Genomic DNA, 15608 nt, shown 5'->3' on the forward strand with positions numbered 1-15608 from the left:
AGGTCAGACGAGTGGTCGGAGCGGAAGGAATGGCTCCGTGGGGCGTGCGGGCGGGCATCCTGCCAAAGCCTGCGCGGAAGTTCCAGCCGACGGACCAGGTGTGGCCGAAGGGCGCCCGGGGCAAACTTGTTCGCCAACTCTGGAGTGATGTTCACTCGTTCAGGTGGCGGAGTGGTTGATGCGCGCCCCCCTCTCAAAAGCACTGGAATGGTCAGAAGCCGTACAGGGGTCGGGGCGCTCATTACATGTGACCGTGCGTCACCTCTGCTTCAAGGGCGGACGAGTCAAGATTGCGAGCACCGGTGCAGAAGAAGCGGCCTCGGAGCAAGGGCGGCAAGCAGCACGGTTCCGGGGTGACGCCACCGGCACCTGCCGAGAGCGAGGGCGCCCGGCGTACCGTGCGTGTGCGGAGCCGGCTGGTCGCCGGTGTCGCGGTCGTCGGTATCACCGTCATCGCCGCGGGCGCGCCCGCGATCCTCGCCGCCTCCTCCGAACTGAACGAATCTCAGCGGCTGGTCACCCTCGCCGAGCTGAACCAACAGGCCATCGCCCTCGCCCACGCCCTCGCGGACGAGCGCGACGAGGTCACCGCCCGGATCGCCGCCGGGCGTGACGAGAAGTCCGGTACGACGGACGGCAAGGACGACTCCGGCAGCCGGAGCGGCCGCGTCGACCAGCAGGTCGACGAGATCAGGGCCACGGCCCCGGCCGCACTGCGCCGCGACCTCTCCACCATCCCCTCCCTGCGGCGCGACGCGCTCAGCGGCAAGGGCACGGCAGTGGAGGCCCACCAGGCCTACTCCGAGGTCATCGCCAAGCTCCACGACCTCGCCGACGAACTCGCCGAGAAGACCCCGCCGCGCGCCGCCGAGGCCACCCGTGCCCCGCTCGCCCTCGGGCGGGCCACCGAGCAGGCCTCCGCCACCCGCGGGCTGCTGATCGCCGCGCTCTCGGTGCCCCGCAAGGTCACCGTCCCCCAGATCGACCCGGTGACCGGACTGCCGGTGCAGACCCCGGCCGGCGGCAGCGACAAGGACGACCGCACCCGTGACGAGCTGAGCGCCGCCGCCCAGCAGGCCCGGGTCCGCGAACTCGCCTCGCTCGCCGACTTCGACCAGGCCGCGGGCGCCACCGCCCGCGACAAGCTGTCCTCCACCGTCACCGGGCCCGAGGTCAACAGCGCGGAGAAGTACCTCAACACCCTCACCGACCGCCCCGAGCTGTCGGACTCCGACCAGAGCACCGACCGCAAGAAGGCCGAGGCGGCGCTCTCCGCCCGGATCGACAGGATGCGGAGCGTCGAGTCCGCCCTCGGCACCGAACAGATCCAGCGCCTGGAGCAGTTGCGCGACGACGACGTCACCGCGCTCGAACTGCGCATCGCGCTGCTCGGCGGCTGTCTGCTGGTCGCCGTCGGCGTCTCCACCGCAGTGGCCCGCACCCTCACCCAGCCGCTCGCCGTCCTGCGGATCGGCGCCGCCCGCCTCGCCGCGGAGCCCGACACCGCCGAACCGGTCCGCTACACCGGCCGCAACGACGAGTTCGCCCAGGTCGTACGGTCCCTCAACAGCCTGCACGGCAGGCTCCAGGGGCTCCTGACCGAGTTCAACGGCCGCTTCGAGAGCCTGCAGGCCGAGCACGGCGAACTGATCGCCGGGCGCGAGGCCCTCACCGTCCAGCGCGCCGAGCTCCAGGTCCTGGCCGCCGACCTCACCGCCCAGCTGGAGCGGCTGAAGAACACGGTCCACCACACCTTCGTCAACCTCTCGCTGCGCACCCTCGGCCTCGTCGAGCGCCAGCTCGGGGTCATCGAGAGCCTGGAGGAGCGGGAGCACGACCCCGAGCGGCTCGCCACCCTCTTCAAGCTCGACCACATGGCCACCGTCATGCGCAGGCACAGCGAGAACATGCTGGTCCTCGCGGGCGCCGAGCACGGCCACGGCCACGCGGGACCGATCCCGCTGGTCGACGTGTTGCGCGCGGCCGTGTCGGAGATCGAGCGGTACGAGCGGGTCACCATCCAGTCCCTGCCGCCGCACGCCCAGATCGCCGGCTTCGCCGCCGACGACCTCAGCCACCTCGTCGCCGAACTCCTGGAGAACGCCACCTCCTTCTCGCCGCCGGACTCCCATGTCCAGCTCTCCGGCTGGCTGCTGGAGAGCGGCGAGGTGATGCTCTCCGTCGAGGACGCGGGCATCGGGATGTCGGCCGAACGGATGGGCGAGCTCAACACCCGGCTCGGCGACCCCACCCTGTTCGAGGCGGGGGAGCGGGACGACAACGGGGCGTCCGGGGCCGGCCTCGGCCTCCAGGTCACCTCCCTGCTGGCCGCGCGCCACGGCGTACGGGTCCAGCTGCGCGACCACAAGGGCAGCGGGGTCACGGCGGTCGTCGTCCTGCCGCGGACCCTGCTGCCGAAGGCGCCCCCGGCGGCCACTCCGCCGCCGGTGCGGATCCCCGGGGACGCCCCCGCGCTGAACCTGCCGGGTTCGGTCGCCGAGGCCAACTCCAACGCGCTGCCGGCCCGTACGCCCGGGCTGCCCGAGGACCCGCTGATCGCCGCCGCCGAGCAGACGATCCGCGAGGCGGGCGCCGAAGCGGCACCCGCCGCCCCTTCGCCCGCACCGGCCGAGGCGCAGGCCCCGGCTCGGGCGGAGGCCCCGGCTCCGGCGAAGGCTCCGGTCGAGGCGGAGTCCGAGGTCACGATGCAGGTCCGGCTCCCGGTGGTTCCGGCGTCCGCGGACGCTGCGGACGCTGCCGGGACCGAGGCGCCCGACCCGTACGCCATCGGCCCCGACCGCCACGAACGCGCCGCGGACCCGGCTCCGGAGCCGTACACCCCGGCCCCCGCCCCGGAGCCGTACACCCCGGCCCCCACGCCCCTGGCCGACGCGCTGCCCGGCCCCCGGCAGCCGGACCAGCAGCCGCAGCAGACCGAACGCATCACGGACAAGGGGCTGCCCAAGCGCACCCCCAAGGTCGTCAAGCCCACCGCGGCCCCCACCACCGAGCGCAAGGGCAGCCTGGACAAGGAGGCGCTGCGCCGCAGGCTCGGCGGCTTCCACCAGGGCGCGAAGGACGGCCGACGGGACGTGGAGGCCGAGATCGCCGAGATCACGGCCACCCAGTCCCTCCCGGGAGCGACCGCACCCGATGGACGCACGGCACGGACCGACCAGACGGATGAGACGGGGGACACAGTCGAGGAGGCACGCAGTTGACTGCGCCCAGCACATTCGGGCTGAGTACCGAGGCCCGTAACCTTCACTGGTTGCTGAGCAATCTGGTGGAGGAGGTGCCAGGGGTCCACTCGGTCACCGTCGTCTCGTCGGACGGGCTGATGCTGCTCTCCTCCGACCCCGGCCATCTGGTCACCCGGAGCACCGGCGGGCAGGACGGGCCCAAGGGCTCCAGCGCCGACCTGGCGACCATCGTTTCCGGCATCGGCAGCCTCACCATCGGCGCCGCCAAGCTGATGGATGGCGGCGGCGTCAAACAGACGATGGTCGCCATGGACGAGGGCAGCGTCTTCGTCATGTCGATCAGCGACGGTTCGCTGCTCGGCGTGCACGCCACCCCGGACTGCGACATGAGCGTCATCGCCTACCACATGGCGCTCTTCGTCGGCCGGGCCGGACACGTACTCACCCCCGAACTCCGCAGTGAACTGCGCAAATCGATGGAGAGCACCCAGTGAAGCCCGCTGCTGAACCCGCCCGCAGGCTCCCCGTCCGCGGGTCCGACCGAAGGCCCGCACGGGTCCGTCCGTACTCGCTCACCGGCGGACGCACCCGCTTCGGACACGTCCTGCTCGTCGAGACGTTCGTCGCCGCGCTCGAAGCGCCCGAGGAGCGCCGCGAACTGACCAATGGCAATCTGGCCGGCCGCGTCATGCCGGAGCTCCAGGCCATCGTCGAAATCTGCCGCCGGATGCGTACCGTCGCGGAGATCTCGGCCCTGCTGAAGATGCCGCTCGGCGTGGTCCGGGTGCTGCTCAGCGACTTGGCCGACCAGGGAAAGATCCGCGTGTACGGGACCGGTCACGGCACCGGCCAGCCCGACCGCGCACTGCTCGAAAGGGTGCTCAATGGACTCCGCCGTCTCTGAGTCGCCGCTCTTCGCCCCGCGTCAGCCGGGCGCCAGGGACCAGGCCGAGGAATCGCTCCAGGCCTGGCAGCTGGACCACACCAGGGCCCCCATCGCCACGAAGATCGTGGTCGCGGGCGGCTTCGGCGTGGGCAAGACCACCTTCGTCGGGTCGGTCTCCGAGATCACCCCGCTGAAGACCGAAGCGATGATGACCCAGGCCAGCGAGGAGACCGACGATCTCTCCGCGACGCCCGACAAGGTCACCACGACCGTCGCGATGGACTTCGGCCGGATCACGCTCGACGACGACCTCGTGCTGTACGTCTTCGGCACACCGGGCCAGCAGCGCTTCTGGTTCATGTGGGACGACCTGGTGCGCGGCGCGATCGGCGCGGTCGTGATGGCCGACACCCGCCGGCTCGCCGACTGCTTCCCCGCCCTCGACTACTTCGAGAGCTGCGGGCTGCCGTACATCGTCGCCGTCAACCACTTCGAGGGAACCCCCGGGTTCGAGGCCGAGGACGTCCGGGAGGCCCTGACGGTCCCGCCGCACGTGCCTGTTGTGATCATGGACGCGCGTAACAAGATCACCGTCATCGAGTCGCTGCTGGCCCTCGTGGGCCACGCGCTCGACGCAACCCCGGCATAGCTACACACAACGGAGAACCGCGATGCGGAAGATACTCATAGTCGGAGCCGGCCAGTCCGGGCTCCAGCTGGCCCTGGGACTGCAGTCCCGGGGTTACGAAGTCACCCTGATGTCCAACCGCACGGCCGACGAGATCCGCTCCGGCCGGGTCATGTCCACGCAGTGCATGTTCCACACGGCGCTCCAGCACGAGCGTGACTACCAGCTCAACTTCTGGGAGTCCCAGGCCCCGCGCATCGAGGGCCTCGGCGTCTCCGTCGCGGCACCGGACTCCTCGCGCGCCGTCGACTGGGTCGGCAAGCTGGACGGCTTCGCCCAGTCCGTCGACCAGCGCGTGAAGATGGCCGGCTGGATGGAGACCTTCGCCCAGCGCGGCGGACAGCTCGTCATCCACGGCGCGGCCGTCTCCGACCTGGACTACTTCTCCCGCACCTACGACCTGGTGATGGTCTCCGCCGGCAAGGGCGAGCTGGTCTCCATGTTCGGCCGGGACGCCTCCCGTTCGCCGTTCGACGCCCCGCAGCGCGCTCTGGCCGTCGCGTACGTCCACGGCATGGGCCCGCGCCCGGAGCACCCCGAGTTCGACGCGGTCCGCTGCAACCTGGTCCCCGGTGTCGGCGAGCTCTTCGTGATGCCGACGCTGACCACCTCCGGCCGCGCCGACATCCTGTTCTGGGAAGGCGTCCCCGGCGGCCCGCTGGACGTGTTCCAGGGCATCAAGGACCCGTCCGAGCACCTGGCGAAGACGCTGGAGCTGATGGAGCGGTTCACGCCGTGGGAGTACGCCCGCGCCACCAAGGTCGAACTGACCGACGCCAACGGCACCCTGGCGGGCCGCTACGCCCCGACCGTCCGCAAGCCGATCGGCCGGCTGCCCGGCGGCGGTCTGGTGCTCGGCGTCGCGGACGTCGTCGTCGCCAACGACCCGATCACCGGCCAGGGCTCCAACTCGGCCTCCAAGTGCGCCAACGCCTACCTGGACTCGATCATCGAGCACGGCGACCGGGAGTTCGACGCGGAGTGGATGCAGGCCACGTTCGACCGTTACTGGGACACCGCGCAGCACGTCGTGAAGTGGACCAACGCGATGCTCGGCGTACCGCCGGAGCACGTACTGAACCTGATCGGCGCCGCCGGCCAGCTCCAGCCGGTCGCCGACCGCTTCGCCAACGGCTTCAACAACCCGGCGGACTTCGACAACTTCTTCTTCGACCCGGAGAAGACCAACGCGTACCTCGCCGAGGTCTCCGGGGCGGCGCAGACCGCCTGACCGACGACAGCGGGGCCGGGACCGTCGGACATCCGACCGGACCCGGCCCCGCTCCCGTTCCCGCGCCCGCCGTCCACTGCCCTCAGGCCGAGGGGGCCGACGAGGAGCTGTACCCCGCGTCCGAGCCGGAGGAGGCCCCCTGCGGGAGTACCGGCGGCTGGTACGCGGACAGCGGCGCGCTCCGCGGGTCGGGCCGTACGGCGCCGAGCAGCGGGTTCGACGCCACCGGCGAGACCTTCACCTGCGAGCCCGGCCGGGGCGCCTGCACCACCAGGCCGTTGCCGATGTACAGCGCCACATGCGTGGCCTTCGGGAAGTAGATCACCAGGTCGCCCGGACGCAGCGCGTTCACCGGCACCTTCCGCAGTTGGCGCCACTGCTCCTGCGACGTCCGCGGGATGACCAGGCCCGCCTTCGCCCAGGACTGCGAGGTGAGCCCCGAGCAGTCGAAGGAGTCCGGTCCCTCCGCGCCCCACACGTACGGCTTGCCGACCTGGGCGAGCGCGTACTTCACCGCCTCGCCGCCCGCTTCGGACGGCGGCCTCGTCGAGGACAGCGCCCCCGAGGCGGCCAGGGCGCCCTGCGCCTTCTCCATGTCCCGCTGTTCGAGGCGGGACAGCTCGGCGAGCTGCGGGCCGGAGAGTGTGGCCAGCTTCTTCTCGACGGCCTTCAGCCGCGACCGGACCGTGTCCCGCTGCTTCTTCCGCTTCGTGGCCAGCACCTGCTGCCGGTCGAGCACCTTGCGGGACTCGGTGGCCAGTTCGTCGGCGCGCTTCTCGGCGCCGGTGAGCCGCTCCACGGTCGCCGCCCGCGCGGAAGCCGCACGCCGGATCACATGCTCCTGGTCCAGGAGGTGTTCGGGATCCCGGGACAGCAGCAGCCGCACGTACGCGGAGAAGTCGGACCGGCCCTGGTACTGCTCCCGGGCCAGCCGCCCGGCCTCGTCGCGGCTGTCGGCCAGCGCGGTCCGGGCGGCGACGAGCTCGATGTCGAGCTTCTTCGCCTGTGCCGCGCGCTTCTTCAGCTCCGCGGCGGTCCCGTTGTACGCCTCGGTGGCCTCCTCGGCCTGCTGGTACAGCTGCCGCAGCTCGGACAGGAGCTGGGGGACACTCCTGTTCGCAGCCGCGGGTGCCGCGGGCGCCTTCGCCGTGCCGCCCGCCGCGGGGTCCGGGGCCACGGGCGCGGCGGCCGCCGGCGAGGTCACGACGAGCGTGGCCAGGGCGGCGGCGCACGCCGTACGCAAGACTCCGCCTGACACGACATCACCTCCGATGACGGGGCGATCACGGGACTACCCCAAGAGTGAGCGCAACGGGACAATACGGTCACCCGGTGCCGGGAGATGCAAGAACCGTGCGGCGCGGCGGTGGACGGGTTCGCCCGGAAGGCCGTGGGCGGGCTCCGGCCGGGTCCGTTCGTGCACGGAGCGCGGCAGGGTCGCCGGTGCCTACGGGTCCGCCTTCGCCGGTCGGGGTCCCCGAGGGGTCGGTATCGGTGGCTCGATTCGTTCGGTTGTAGGAGGCCTTTGGTGATTTCAGGCATGCACATGACGGAATGTGTGTAGGTTGTGACGGCCTGCACGGGGAGTGTGGGTTCAGTGGTTCTGTTGTGACTCATGTGGTTGTCCTGGGGGGACGCGGTGCGTGTGCGCGGCGAAAAGTTCGGGGTACGGCTTTCCACGCTCCGGCGGTCATTGACCGTCGGTGTCCTGGTGTTCGCGCTGGCAGGCGGCGCGATCTCCGCGGAGGCGGCTCCGGACCCCTCCCGCTCGCCTGCTCCCTCCGCGACAACGCCTGCCACCGGGGCGGCATCAGCGGCCCCCGGCACACGGCCGAGTGGCAGCCCGTCCCCCTCGGCGCTGCCCACGGAGCCTCCACAGCCCGAAGCGGCCGCGCCGAAGGGCGAGCCCAAGCCGGCCGACGCGCCGACGACCGGCGACGCGGTGTACGCCTACGACGCGGCCGGGCGTCTGGTCGGGGTGAGCGACCCGGGTGGTGAGACCGCCCGCTACCGGTATGACGAGGCAGGTAACCGGCTGGGCATCGACCGGTTCCCTTCGAGTGACCTGTCGGTGCTCTCCCTGGTACCGGCCAGTGCGGCAACCGGTGCGACCGTGACGATCTCCGGTACGGGATTCGCTACGACACCGACGTCGAACACAGTCACGTTCGGGTCGGCGGCGGCCGAAGTCGTGTCGGCTGCCACGACCAGGCTCAAGGTCAAGGTGCCTGCGGGGGCGCCCGACGGACGTGTCTCGGTCACGACCGGCGGTAGGACCGTTCAGTCCGCGGAGTCCTTCAGCCCGGCCGCGCCGGCACCCTCAGTCGCCAAACTGGCTCCGGCATCCGGAATGGTGGGTGCCGAAGTCGTCCTGACCGGATCAGGTTTTGCACCAGCAGTGACGGACAACGTGGTCCGGTTCGGCGGGGGAGTGATTGCCCAGGTCAAGACCCGTACGGACAGCGCGCTGACCGTGTTCGTGCCTGCAGGGGCTGTCACAGGACCGATCGAGCTCACCACTCCGGCCGGCACCACCGCCAGCCCTTCGAGCTATCAGATCCTGCCGAGCGGCTCCGAGATCGAGTCGTCGGCGAAGACATCGGTGACGGACGAAGCACCCCCGACGGTATCGGTGACGACGCCAGGCAACCGTGCCGAGGTGTTGTTCGACGCCGATCAAGGCGACAACATCAGCTTCGGATTCACCGGATCGACGTTCGACGTGCCTGTTCCGGTGCGACTCATCGCACCGACCGGCGAACAGGTCGGCACCGGTTCGTTCTCCAAGCCTGTGGGGGACTGGCAGGTCAGAGACCTGCCAGTGGTGGGACGCTACACCCTGATGCTGACCCCCGGCTCGAACAACATCGGCGCCGTGACCGTGACGGTCTCGAAGACCAAGACCGGTGTGGTCGACCCGATAGGCCCCGCCACCGACGTGAGTCTGACCAGGGCCGGCCAGAAGGCACTGCTCACCATCGATGCTCAGCTCGGGCAGTCGCTGAACGTGGGCGTAGACGCAGCAGCCATGTCCACGTCCGTCAATACACGGCTGTACTCGCCGTCCGGCAAGCAAGTGGACCTCCTCTACACAGCAGCCAAGGGGAAAGCCTCATCGGTCGTTGCGTCACTGACCGAGTCCGGCCAGTACCTGTTGTCCGTCGAACCCGATCAGGCCGGAACCGGAGCGGTCAGGATCACCGGATCCCACCCCATCCAGGCAGGCGGGCTGAGCGACACCGGACCAGAAGTCGCGATACCGATCGGCAGGCCGGGACAGAGCGGTTCCGCCACCTTCGCTGCTCAGGCAGGGCAGCGCATCTCGCTGGGTGCCACCGCGGGCGACTTCCCTTCCTCCAACACGCTGGAGGTCCGAGGCCCGGCCGGAGAACTCATCGGCAGCAAGTTCGCGGTTCCGGCGAATTCGCGTCTGCAGTGGGACAGCCCGCAGCTCCCGAGTACGGGAACCTACACGGTCACCACCAAACCGGATGGGCTCGGAACCGGGACGGTCACGCTGCTTCTGTCGACCCCCGTCGCCGTGGGAGCCGTCTCCGCCGGAGGTCCCGCGGTCTCCGTCGACATCCCGCGCTTCGGACAGGACGCGGAAGCGACACTCCGAGCTGAAGCCGGCGACGACCTGGCACTGGGTATCAACAGCAACACCCTCACCACCGCCGTGAACATTACGGTGACTGCCCCGTCGGGACTGAAGGTCGTCAGCGCACAGTACGTAGCCCCCGGCGCCGCCGGCACGGTAGGCCTGTCCGATCTGCCCGAATCCGGAACCTACCGGATCACCGTCGCCCCGAACCTGGGTGGGACCGGAACCCTCCAGCTCACGCTGTCACCGGACGCCACCACAAGCCTGCAGCCTGACGGGGCCTCGGTGCAGGGCTCCCTCTCACGGACCGGCCAACGACTCCGCGTCGAGTTCACTGCCCCGGACACGGTCTCCCTGGGCTTCGCTGTCACAGCGAACACCGTCACCCAGGGCACGGACGTCCGCCTGATCGGACCGGAAGGCGGCAACGGCAGCTCCGTAGGAACGGTGCCCGCCGCCACATCTGCGACCAACTACCTGTCCGGGCTGACCCCGGGAGCCAAGTACGTCCTGCTCCTCACCCCCGGCGGCGCGGCAACCGGCACCATGACCCTGTGGCTCTCGAAGCCCACCCTCGCTTCCCTCTCGGCATCCGGCCCGAGCGCGACCGCTGAGATCACCCGGCCGGGGCAGCAGCTTGCGCTGGCGATATCCGCCACGGCGGGCGACGGTGCCGCTGTCGTGTTCACCGGGACCACACTCACAGAGACCGCTCAAGTCACGCATCAGGCGCCTGGCGCCACCACCAGCACATACCTCACGTCGATATCCAAGGCGCCGTCGGACGCCGACCTCCTTGCCCCCTTGGCGGCCGGCACCCACTACGTATTCGTTCGGCCCAGCAAGCCCGCGACAGGCAGCACCACCGCCACACTCGTGCCGGACGCCGACGGAGGCACCCTTCAGACCGACGGGCAGAAGCACCCGGCAAACCTCACCCAGGCCGGCCAGAACGCGCACTACACCTTCACCGCCACCAAAGGTGACAAACTCGCGCTCGCTCTCGACACCCCGCCGCATCCCTACTGGACTCTGTACGTCTACGGCCCGGACGGTAAATCACTGGTCAACGGCCGGTACATGCCCAATACAACCCTGACGACCGACCTGCCGGCCCTCACGGCCACCGGTACCCACACCCTCGTCGTGGAGCCAGGGCCGATGGAGACCGGCACCTACAACCTCGGCCTTAAGCCAATCGGCACCACCGTCGCACCCACCTCCGCACCTGCCCAGGACAACAAGCCCGCAGAACCGGAAGCCGCGGCCAAAGCCGTCCCTTCCGGCAAGGACGCCTGGCAGCCCGGCAAGCCCCAACTGGCGGGCCGGGACTGGATCACGGCACGGGGCAAGACACCCAAGGCTCCGCCGGTCCTGCGAGCCCCGGCCCGCTCCACCGCCATGACCGGGCATGTACTGCGGCTCGACGGCACACCACTGCCCGAGGTCACCGTGACCATCGGCCGGAAGACGACCCGCACCGACAGCCAAGGCAGGTTCCTGCTCGCCGGGATCAGTCCCGAGGTCACGACCCTGGTGGTCGACGGGGCCGGCGCGAACACGAGGAAGCGGAGCTACGGCCGGTTCGACATCCACATCCGCCCCAGGACCGGCACCACCACGGACCTCGGGTTCCCCGTCTGGATGACACCGCTGGACACCGAGCACACCGTGCAGTTCTCCGCCCCGGCCAAGGCTGAAATCGTACTGAAGACCCCGAAGATCCCCGGCCTTGAGGTGCGGATTCCCAAGGGCTCCGTGGTCCGGGACGACAAGGGCAAGCCGGTCACCGAACTCGGGATCTCGGCCATCCCGATCGACCGGCCGCCGTTCCCGCTCCCGAAGAACAGCGTGGTGCCCGTCTACTTCACCGTTCAGCCGGGCGGAACGTACGTCTTCCCCAAGGGCGCGCAGGTCATCTACCCCAACTACACGCACGAAGCCCCGGGCACCCGAGTCGAGTTCATGGACTACGACCCGAAGGCGAAGGGCTGGCACGTCTACGGACACGGCGAAGTCTCCACAGACGGCCGCCAGGTCGTACCCGACGCCAAGACCCGCGTCTGGTCCTTCCACGGCGCCATGTTCAACATAGGCAGCCTGGTTCCCTGGGACACATCCTGGCTGTCGGACGTCATCGACTGGCTCTCCGGAGACCCCGTCGATCTCACGACCGGCATGCTCACGGACTCCCGCACCGACCTGGCAGTCTCCGACCCGCGAGGCTCGGCCGAGATCACCCGCACCTACTGGCAGGGCGACACCCGTAAGCGCGCTTTCGGTATCGGCCGCGATCTCCCGTACAACGCCTTCTTCCACTCCGAGAAGCAGTGGCAGGAAGTCGACCTCTACCTGCCCGGCGGCAACAAAGTCCACTTCACCAGGACATCACCGGGCACAGGAGTGCCCGACGCGGTCTTCGAACCCCTGGACACGCCCACCGGGTTCCGCGGCTCAAAGATCATCAACAACGGTGACGGCGAGTGGGAGCTGCGGTTCCGTGACGGAACCATATGGGTCTTCCCGCACTACTCACCGCTGAAGGAGATCCGCGACCGGCACGGCAACACGCTCAAGCTGACCCGCCTGGCGGGCACCAAGGGCGAGATCACCCGCATCACGACACCGGGAGGCCACTGGATCTCCCTCGCCTACGACACCGAGCACCGGGTGAAGACGGCCACCGACAACACCGGCCGAACCACCGTCTACGAGTACGACAGCGCAGGCCGGCTGAGCACGGTGACGGACCCGGCCGACAAGGTCAGCCGCTACACCTACGACGGCTCCTCGAACCGGATCCTCACAGCGACGGATGCCCGCGACATCACGTACATGACCAACTCGTTCTATCCGGACGGGAAGGTCAAGGAGCAGCTCCTCACCGAAGGCGCGAAGTACTCCTTCGCCTACACCCAGACGGGCACCGGCCAGATCACCTCCACCGAGGTGACACAGCCGGGCGGCGCGATACGCCGGGTCGAGTTCGACTCGGCCGGGTACGGCGTCCTGGACATCGCCGCCCGCGGATCGTCGCTCGAACGCAAGACGCAGTACATCCGCGGCCCGAACCACCGCATCGACGCGGTCATCGACCCGTACGGACAACGCACCGAGCTGACCTACGACGCCAACGGCCATGTGACCCGTTCCGTCGAGCAGGCCGGTACCGCCAACGCCCGTTCCTCGGGTACGGCGACCTTCGACGGGCCCTACGACCAGCCGAGCAGGGCGACCGACCCGCTGGGCAACGAGACCGTCTTCGGATACGACGCCCAGGGGAACCTGCAGACGGTCACCGATCCGGAGGACCGCAGGACCATCCTCGCCCACGCGCCGGACGGGCAGCTCAAGTCCGTCACGGACAACGCCGACGCGGTCACGGAGTTCACCTACCGCAACGGTGACCTGGTCTCCGTCAAGGACGCCGAAGGCAGGGTGTCGAGCCAGTTCACCGACGCCGCCGGAAGGGCCTCCGCACTCACCGACACGGCCGGGTCGCTCACCACCGTCGTCTACGACAAGCTGAACCAGCCCCGCAAGGTCACCGGCCCTCTCGGCCAGAGCACCGGCTTCGACTACGACGACAACGGCAACCTCACCACCCTCACCGACGCCCGCAACAACACGGTCAGTTGGAAGTACGACGACGCGGACCGCCCCGAGACGGCAACCGACGCCGTGGGCGCCCAGGCCACGTTCGAGTACGACGCGGCCGGCTTGCTCAAGAAGACGACCAGCCGCTCCGGGAAGATCGCGATCGCCACCTACGACCTTCTGGGCCGGCCCAAGACCGCCCAGTACGGCGTCGACATCGCCGGCCAGGCCGAATCCAGTGTCGGTTACGACTACGACAGCCACGACCTGCTCAGGCAGATCACCGACAGCCAGGCCGGCAACCAGTCCTTCACCTACGACACCTATGACCGCCCCAAGACGGTCACCGGCCCCAACGGCACCGTCAGCTACGACTACGACGCGGCCGACCGCCGCAGGACGATGACCGCGGGCGGCCAGACGACCAGCTACGGCTTCGACACGTCCAGCATCCTCACCTCCATCACCTCCGGCACCCAGGAGATCGGGTTCGAGCTGGACGCGGTGGGCCGGGAGAAGACCGCCACGATGCCCGGCGGCATCACCCGCACCACCGGCTACGACAAGACGGGCACCATCACCTCCATCGCCTACGCCCGGGGCACCAGCAACATCGGCGACCTGACCTACACCCGGGACGAACGGGCCCTGCAGACCGGTCTGACCGGTTCCCTCGCGAACGTCGCTCTGCCGGCCGCCGAGACGGGCACCGTCTTCGGCAAGGACAACCGCATCACCACCTTCAACGGCCGCTCCTTCACCTACGACGCGGACGGGCAGCTCAAGACGGACGGCGTCCGCGACTACACCTGGAACGCACGCGGCCGGCTCTCCGGCCTGACCAGGGCCGGACAGAGCAGCAGCTTCGGATACGACGCCCTGGGCATCCGCAGCACCAGGACCGTCGGCGGGACCACGAACAAGTTCCTCACCGACGGCAGCAACCCGCTGGTCGAACAGAACGGCACGGGCGACACCACCGCGACCGTGGCCACCTCCGGACTGGACGAGTTCCTCACCCGAACCGAGAACGGCGCCACCCAGATCTACCTGACCGACGCACTCGGCTCAGTGGTCGGCCTCGCCAACAGCGACGGCACCGTCGCCACGAAGTACGCCTACGACCCCAACGGCCAGGCCACCACGACCGGCACGGCCTCGTCCAACCCGTACACCTTCACCGGCCGCGAGTCCGACGGCACCGGCCTGCTCTACTACCGCGACCGCTACTACGACCCCGAAACCGGCCGGTTCATCTCCCAGGACCCCATCGGCCAGGCGGGCGGCACCAACCTCTACCAGTACGCCCTGTCCTCACCCACCACCTACACCGACCCCACCGGCGACAACCCCATGATCGCCGCCTGCGCCGTCGGCGGCCTCGTGGACGGCGGCATCGACTGGGCGTTCCAGCGCCTCTCCGGCCGCAAGGTCAACTGGGGACAGGTCGGCAACGCCGCCCTGACCGGCTGCATGATGGGCATGGCCGGCGAAGCCCTGAGCGCCTTCATGGCCGCCAGGGGCACCCTGCGCTTCACCGGCTGCCCGGCGGGCAACAGCTTCACCCCCGACACCCCGGTCGTCATGGCGGACGGCACGAGCAAGCCGATCAAGAACATCAGGACCGGCGACAAGGTCCTCGCCACCGACCCGCAGACCGGCGAAACCGGCCCCCGCGCCGTCACCGCCCTCATCGAGGGCAACGGGGAGAAACAACTCGTCGACCTCACCATCGACACCGGTCAAACGCAGCACACGAAGAACGGCAACATCACCGCCACCGAAGGCCACCCGTTCTGGGTCCCCGCACTCCACAAATGGATAGAGGCAGGCAGCCTCAAGGCCGGGCAATGGCTCCGGACGAGCGCAGGCACCTGGGTCCAGATCACCGCCACCAAGCACCGGGCCCAGTCGACAAAGGTCTACAACCTCACCGTTGATGACCTGCATACGTACTATGTGCTGGCGGGGGCCACGCCGGTACTCGTTCACAACTGCAACACAAGCGGCGTCTACAAATCGCAAGGGCTTTCCGAGTCGGAGCTCGAAGGGGTGGCGATTCAGGCTCGCGACGCCTTCGCGACGAGAATGAGCGGGTTGTCCCAGAGGCAGCGACCCACCGTCGTTACGGCTGGCTACAACGTCAGAACCGGAGAATACGCGGCCGGTGCCTCGTCGACAGCAGGTTGCGCGGAAATCTGCGTAATCAACGCGCTTGGTGGAAATGCCGCTGATATTCGATTCACGCCGGCGGTTATGACCCGGAAGAATGCGCTGGGTCGGCAGCAACCGGTCTGCTTGTTCTGTGAGGGAAGATTTGGGCGCGGTGCGTTTCCGGGCTCGGAGACCACATTCACGTCAGATGTGCTGAGGCTGAACGACAACTGAGGGAGAGGGGC

At 69.3% G+C, this 15608-nt stretch carries 7 protein-coding genes; 6 read left to right on the plus strand and 1 reads right to left on the minus strand.

The window, feature by feature from the left end:
• Nucleotides 1-302 precede the first annotated feature (302 nt).
• From ACWCPY_RS15490 to ACWCPY_RS15510, 5 genes are read left to right on the plus strand one after another with little or no spacing between them, the layout of a single operon-like run.
• Nucleotides 303-3221, plus strand: a complete 2919-nt coding sequence (locus tag ACWCPY_RS15490; protein WP_451265105.1) for a nitrate- and nitrite sensing domain-containing protein — start codon at nucleotides 303-305, stop codon at nucleotides 3219-3221.
• Nucleotides 3218-3697: a roadblock/LC7 domain-containing protein gene (locus tag ACWCPY_RS15495; RefSeq protein WP_329816015.1), complete on the plus strand. Its 480-nt coding sequence runs from the start codon at nucleotides 3218-3220 to the stop codon at nucleotides 3695-3697. Before ACWCPY_RS15490 ends, ACWCPY_RS15495 begins: the two co-directional genes overlap by 4 nt.
• Nucleotides 3694-4107, plus strand: coding sequence for a DUF742 domain-containing protein (locus ACWCPY_RS15500; protein WP_266414359.1), 414 nt, complete (start codon nucleotides 3694-3696; stop codon nucleotides 4105-4107). Before ACWCPY_RS15495 ends, ACWCPY_RS15500 begins: the two co-directional genes overlap by 4 nt.
• Nucleotides 4088-4738: a GTP-binding protein gene (locus ACWCPY_RS15505; RefSeq protein ID WP_266414357.1), complete on the plus strand. Its 651-nt coding sequence runs from the start codon at nucleotides 4088-4090 to the stop codon at nucleotides 4736-4738. Before ACWCPY_RS15500 ends, ACWCPY_RS15505 begins: the two co-directional genes overlap by 20 nt.
• Before the next feature lie 22 nt (nucleotides 4739-4760).
• Nucleotides 4761-6008 carry a styrene monooxygenase/indole monooxygenase family protein gene (locus ACWCPY_RS15510; RefSeq protein ID WP_451265108.1) on the plus strand — a complete coding sequence of 416 codons (1248 nt, stop codon included), beginning with the start codon at nucleotides 4761-4763 and terminating at the stop codon, nucleotides 6006-6008.
• Nucleotides 6009-6090: 82 nt separating this feature from the next.
• On the opposite strand, the gene ACWCPY_RS15515 is transcribed toward ACWCPY_RS15510, so the two are convergent.
• A complete protein-coding gene (locus tag ACWCPY_RS15515) occupies nucleotides 6091-7266 on the minus strand; it encodes an NlpC/P60 family protein (RefSeq protein ID WP_451265110.1) in 1176 nt (391 codons plus the stop codon).
• 435 nt (nucleotides 7267-7701) lie between these two features.
• On the opposite strand from ACWCPY_RS15515, the gene ACWCPY_RS15520 reads away from it, so the two are divergent.
• Nucleotides 7702-15597 (plus strand): polymorphic toxin-type HINT domain-containing protein, encoded by a 7896-nt coding sequence (locus ACWCPY_RS15520; protein WP_451265112.1) that lies wholly within the window; start codon nucleotides 7702-7704, stop codon nucleotides 15595-15597.
• Nucleotides 15598-15608 lie beyond the last annotated feature (11 nt).

It is taken from the genome of Streptomyces sp. NPDC002403, from assembly GCF_053593015.1.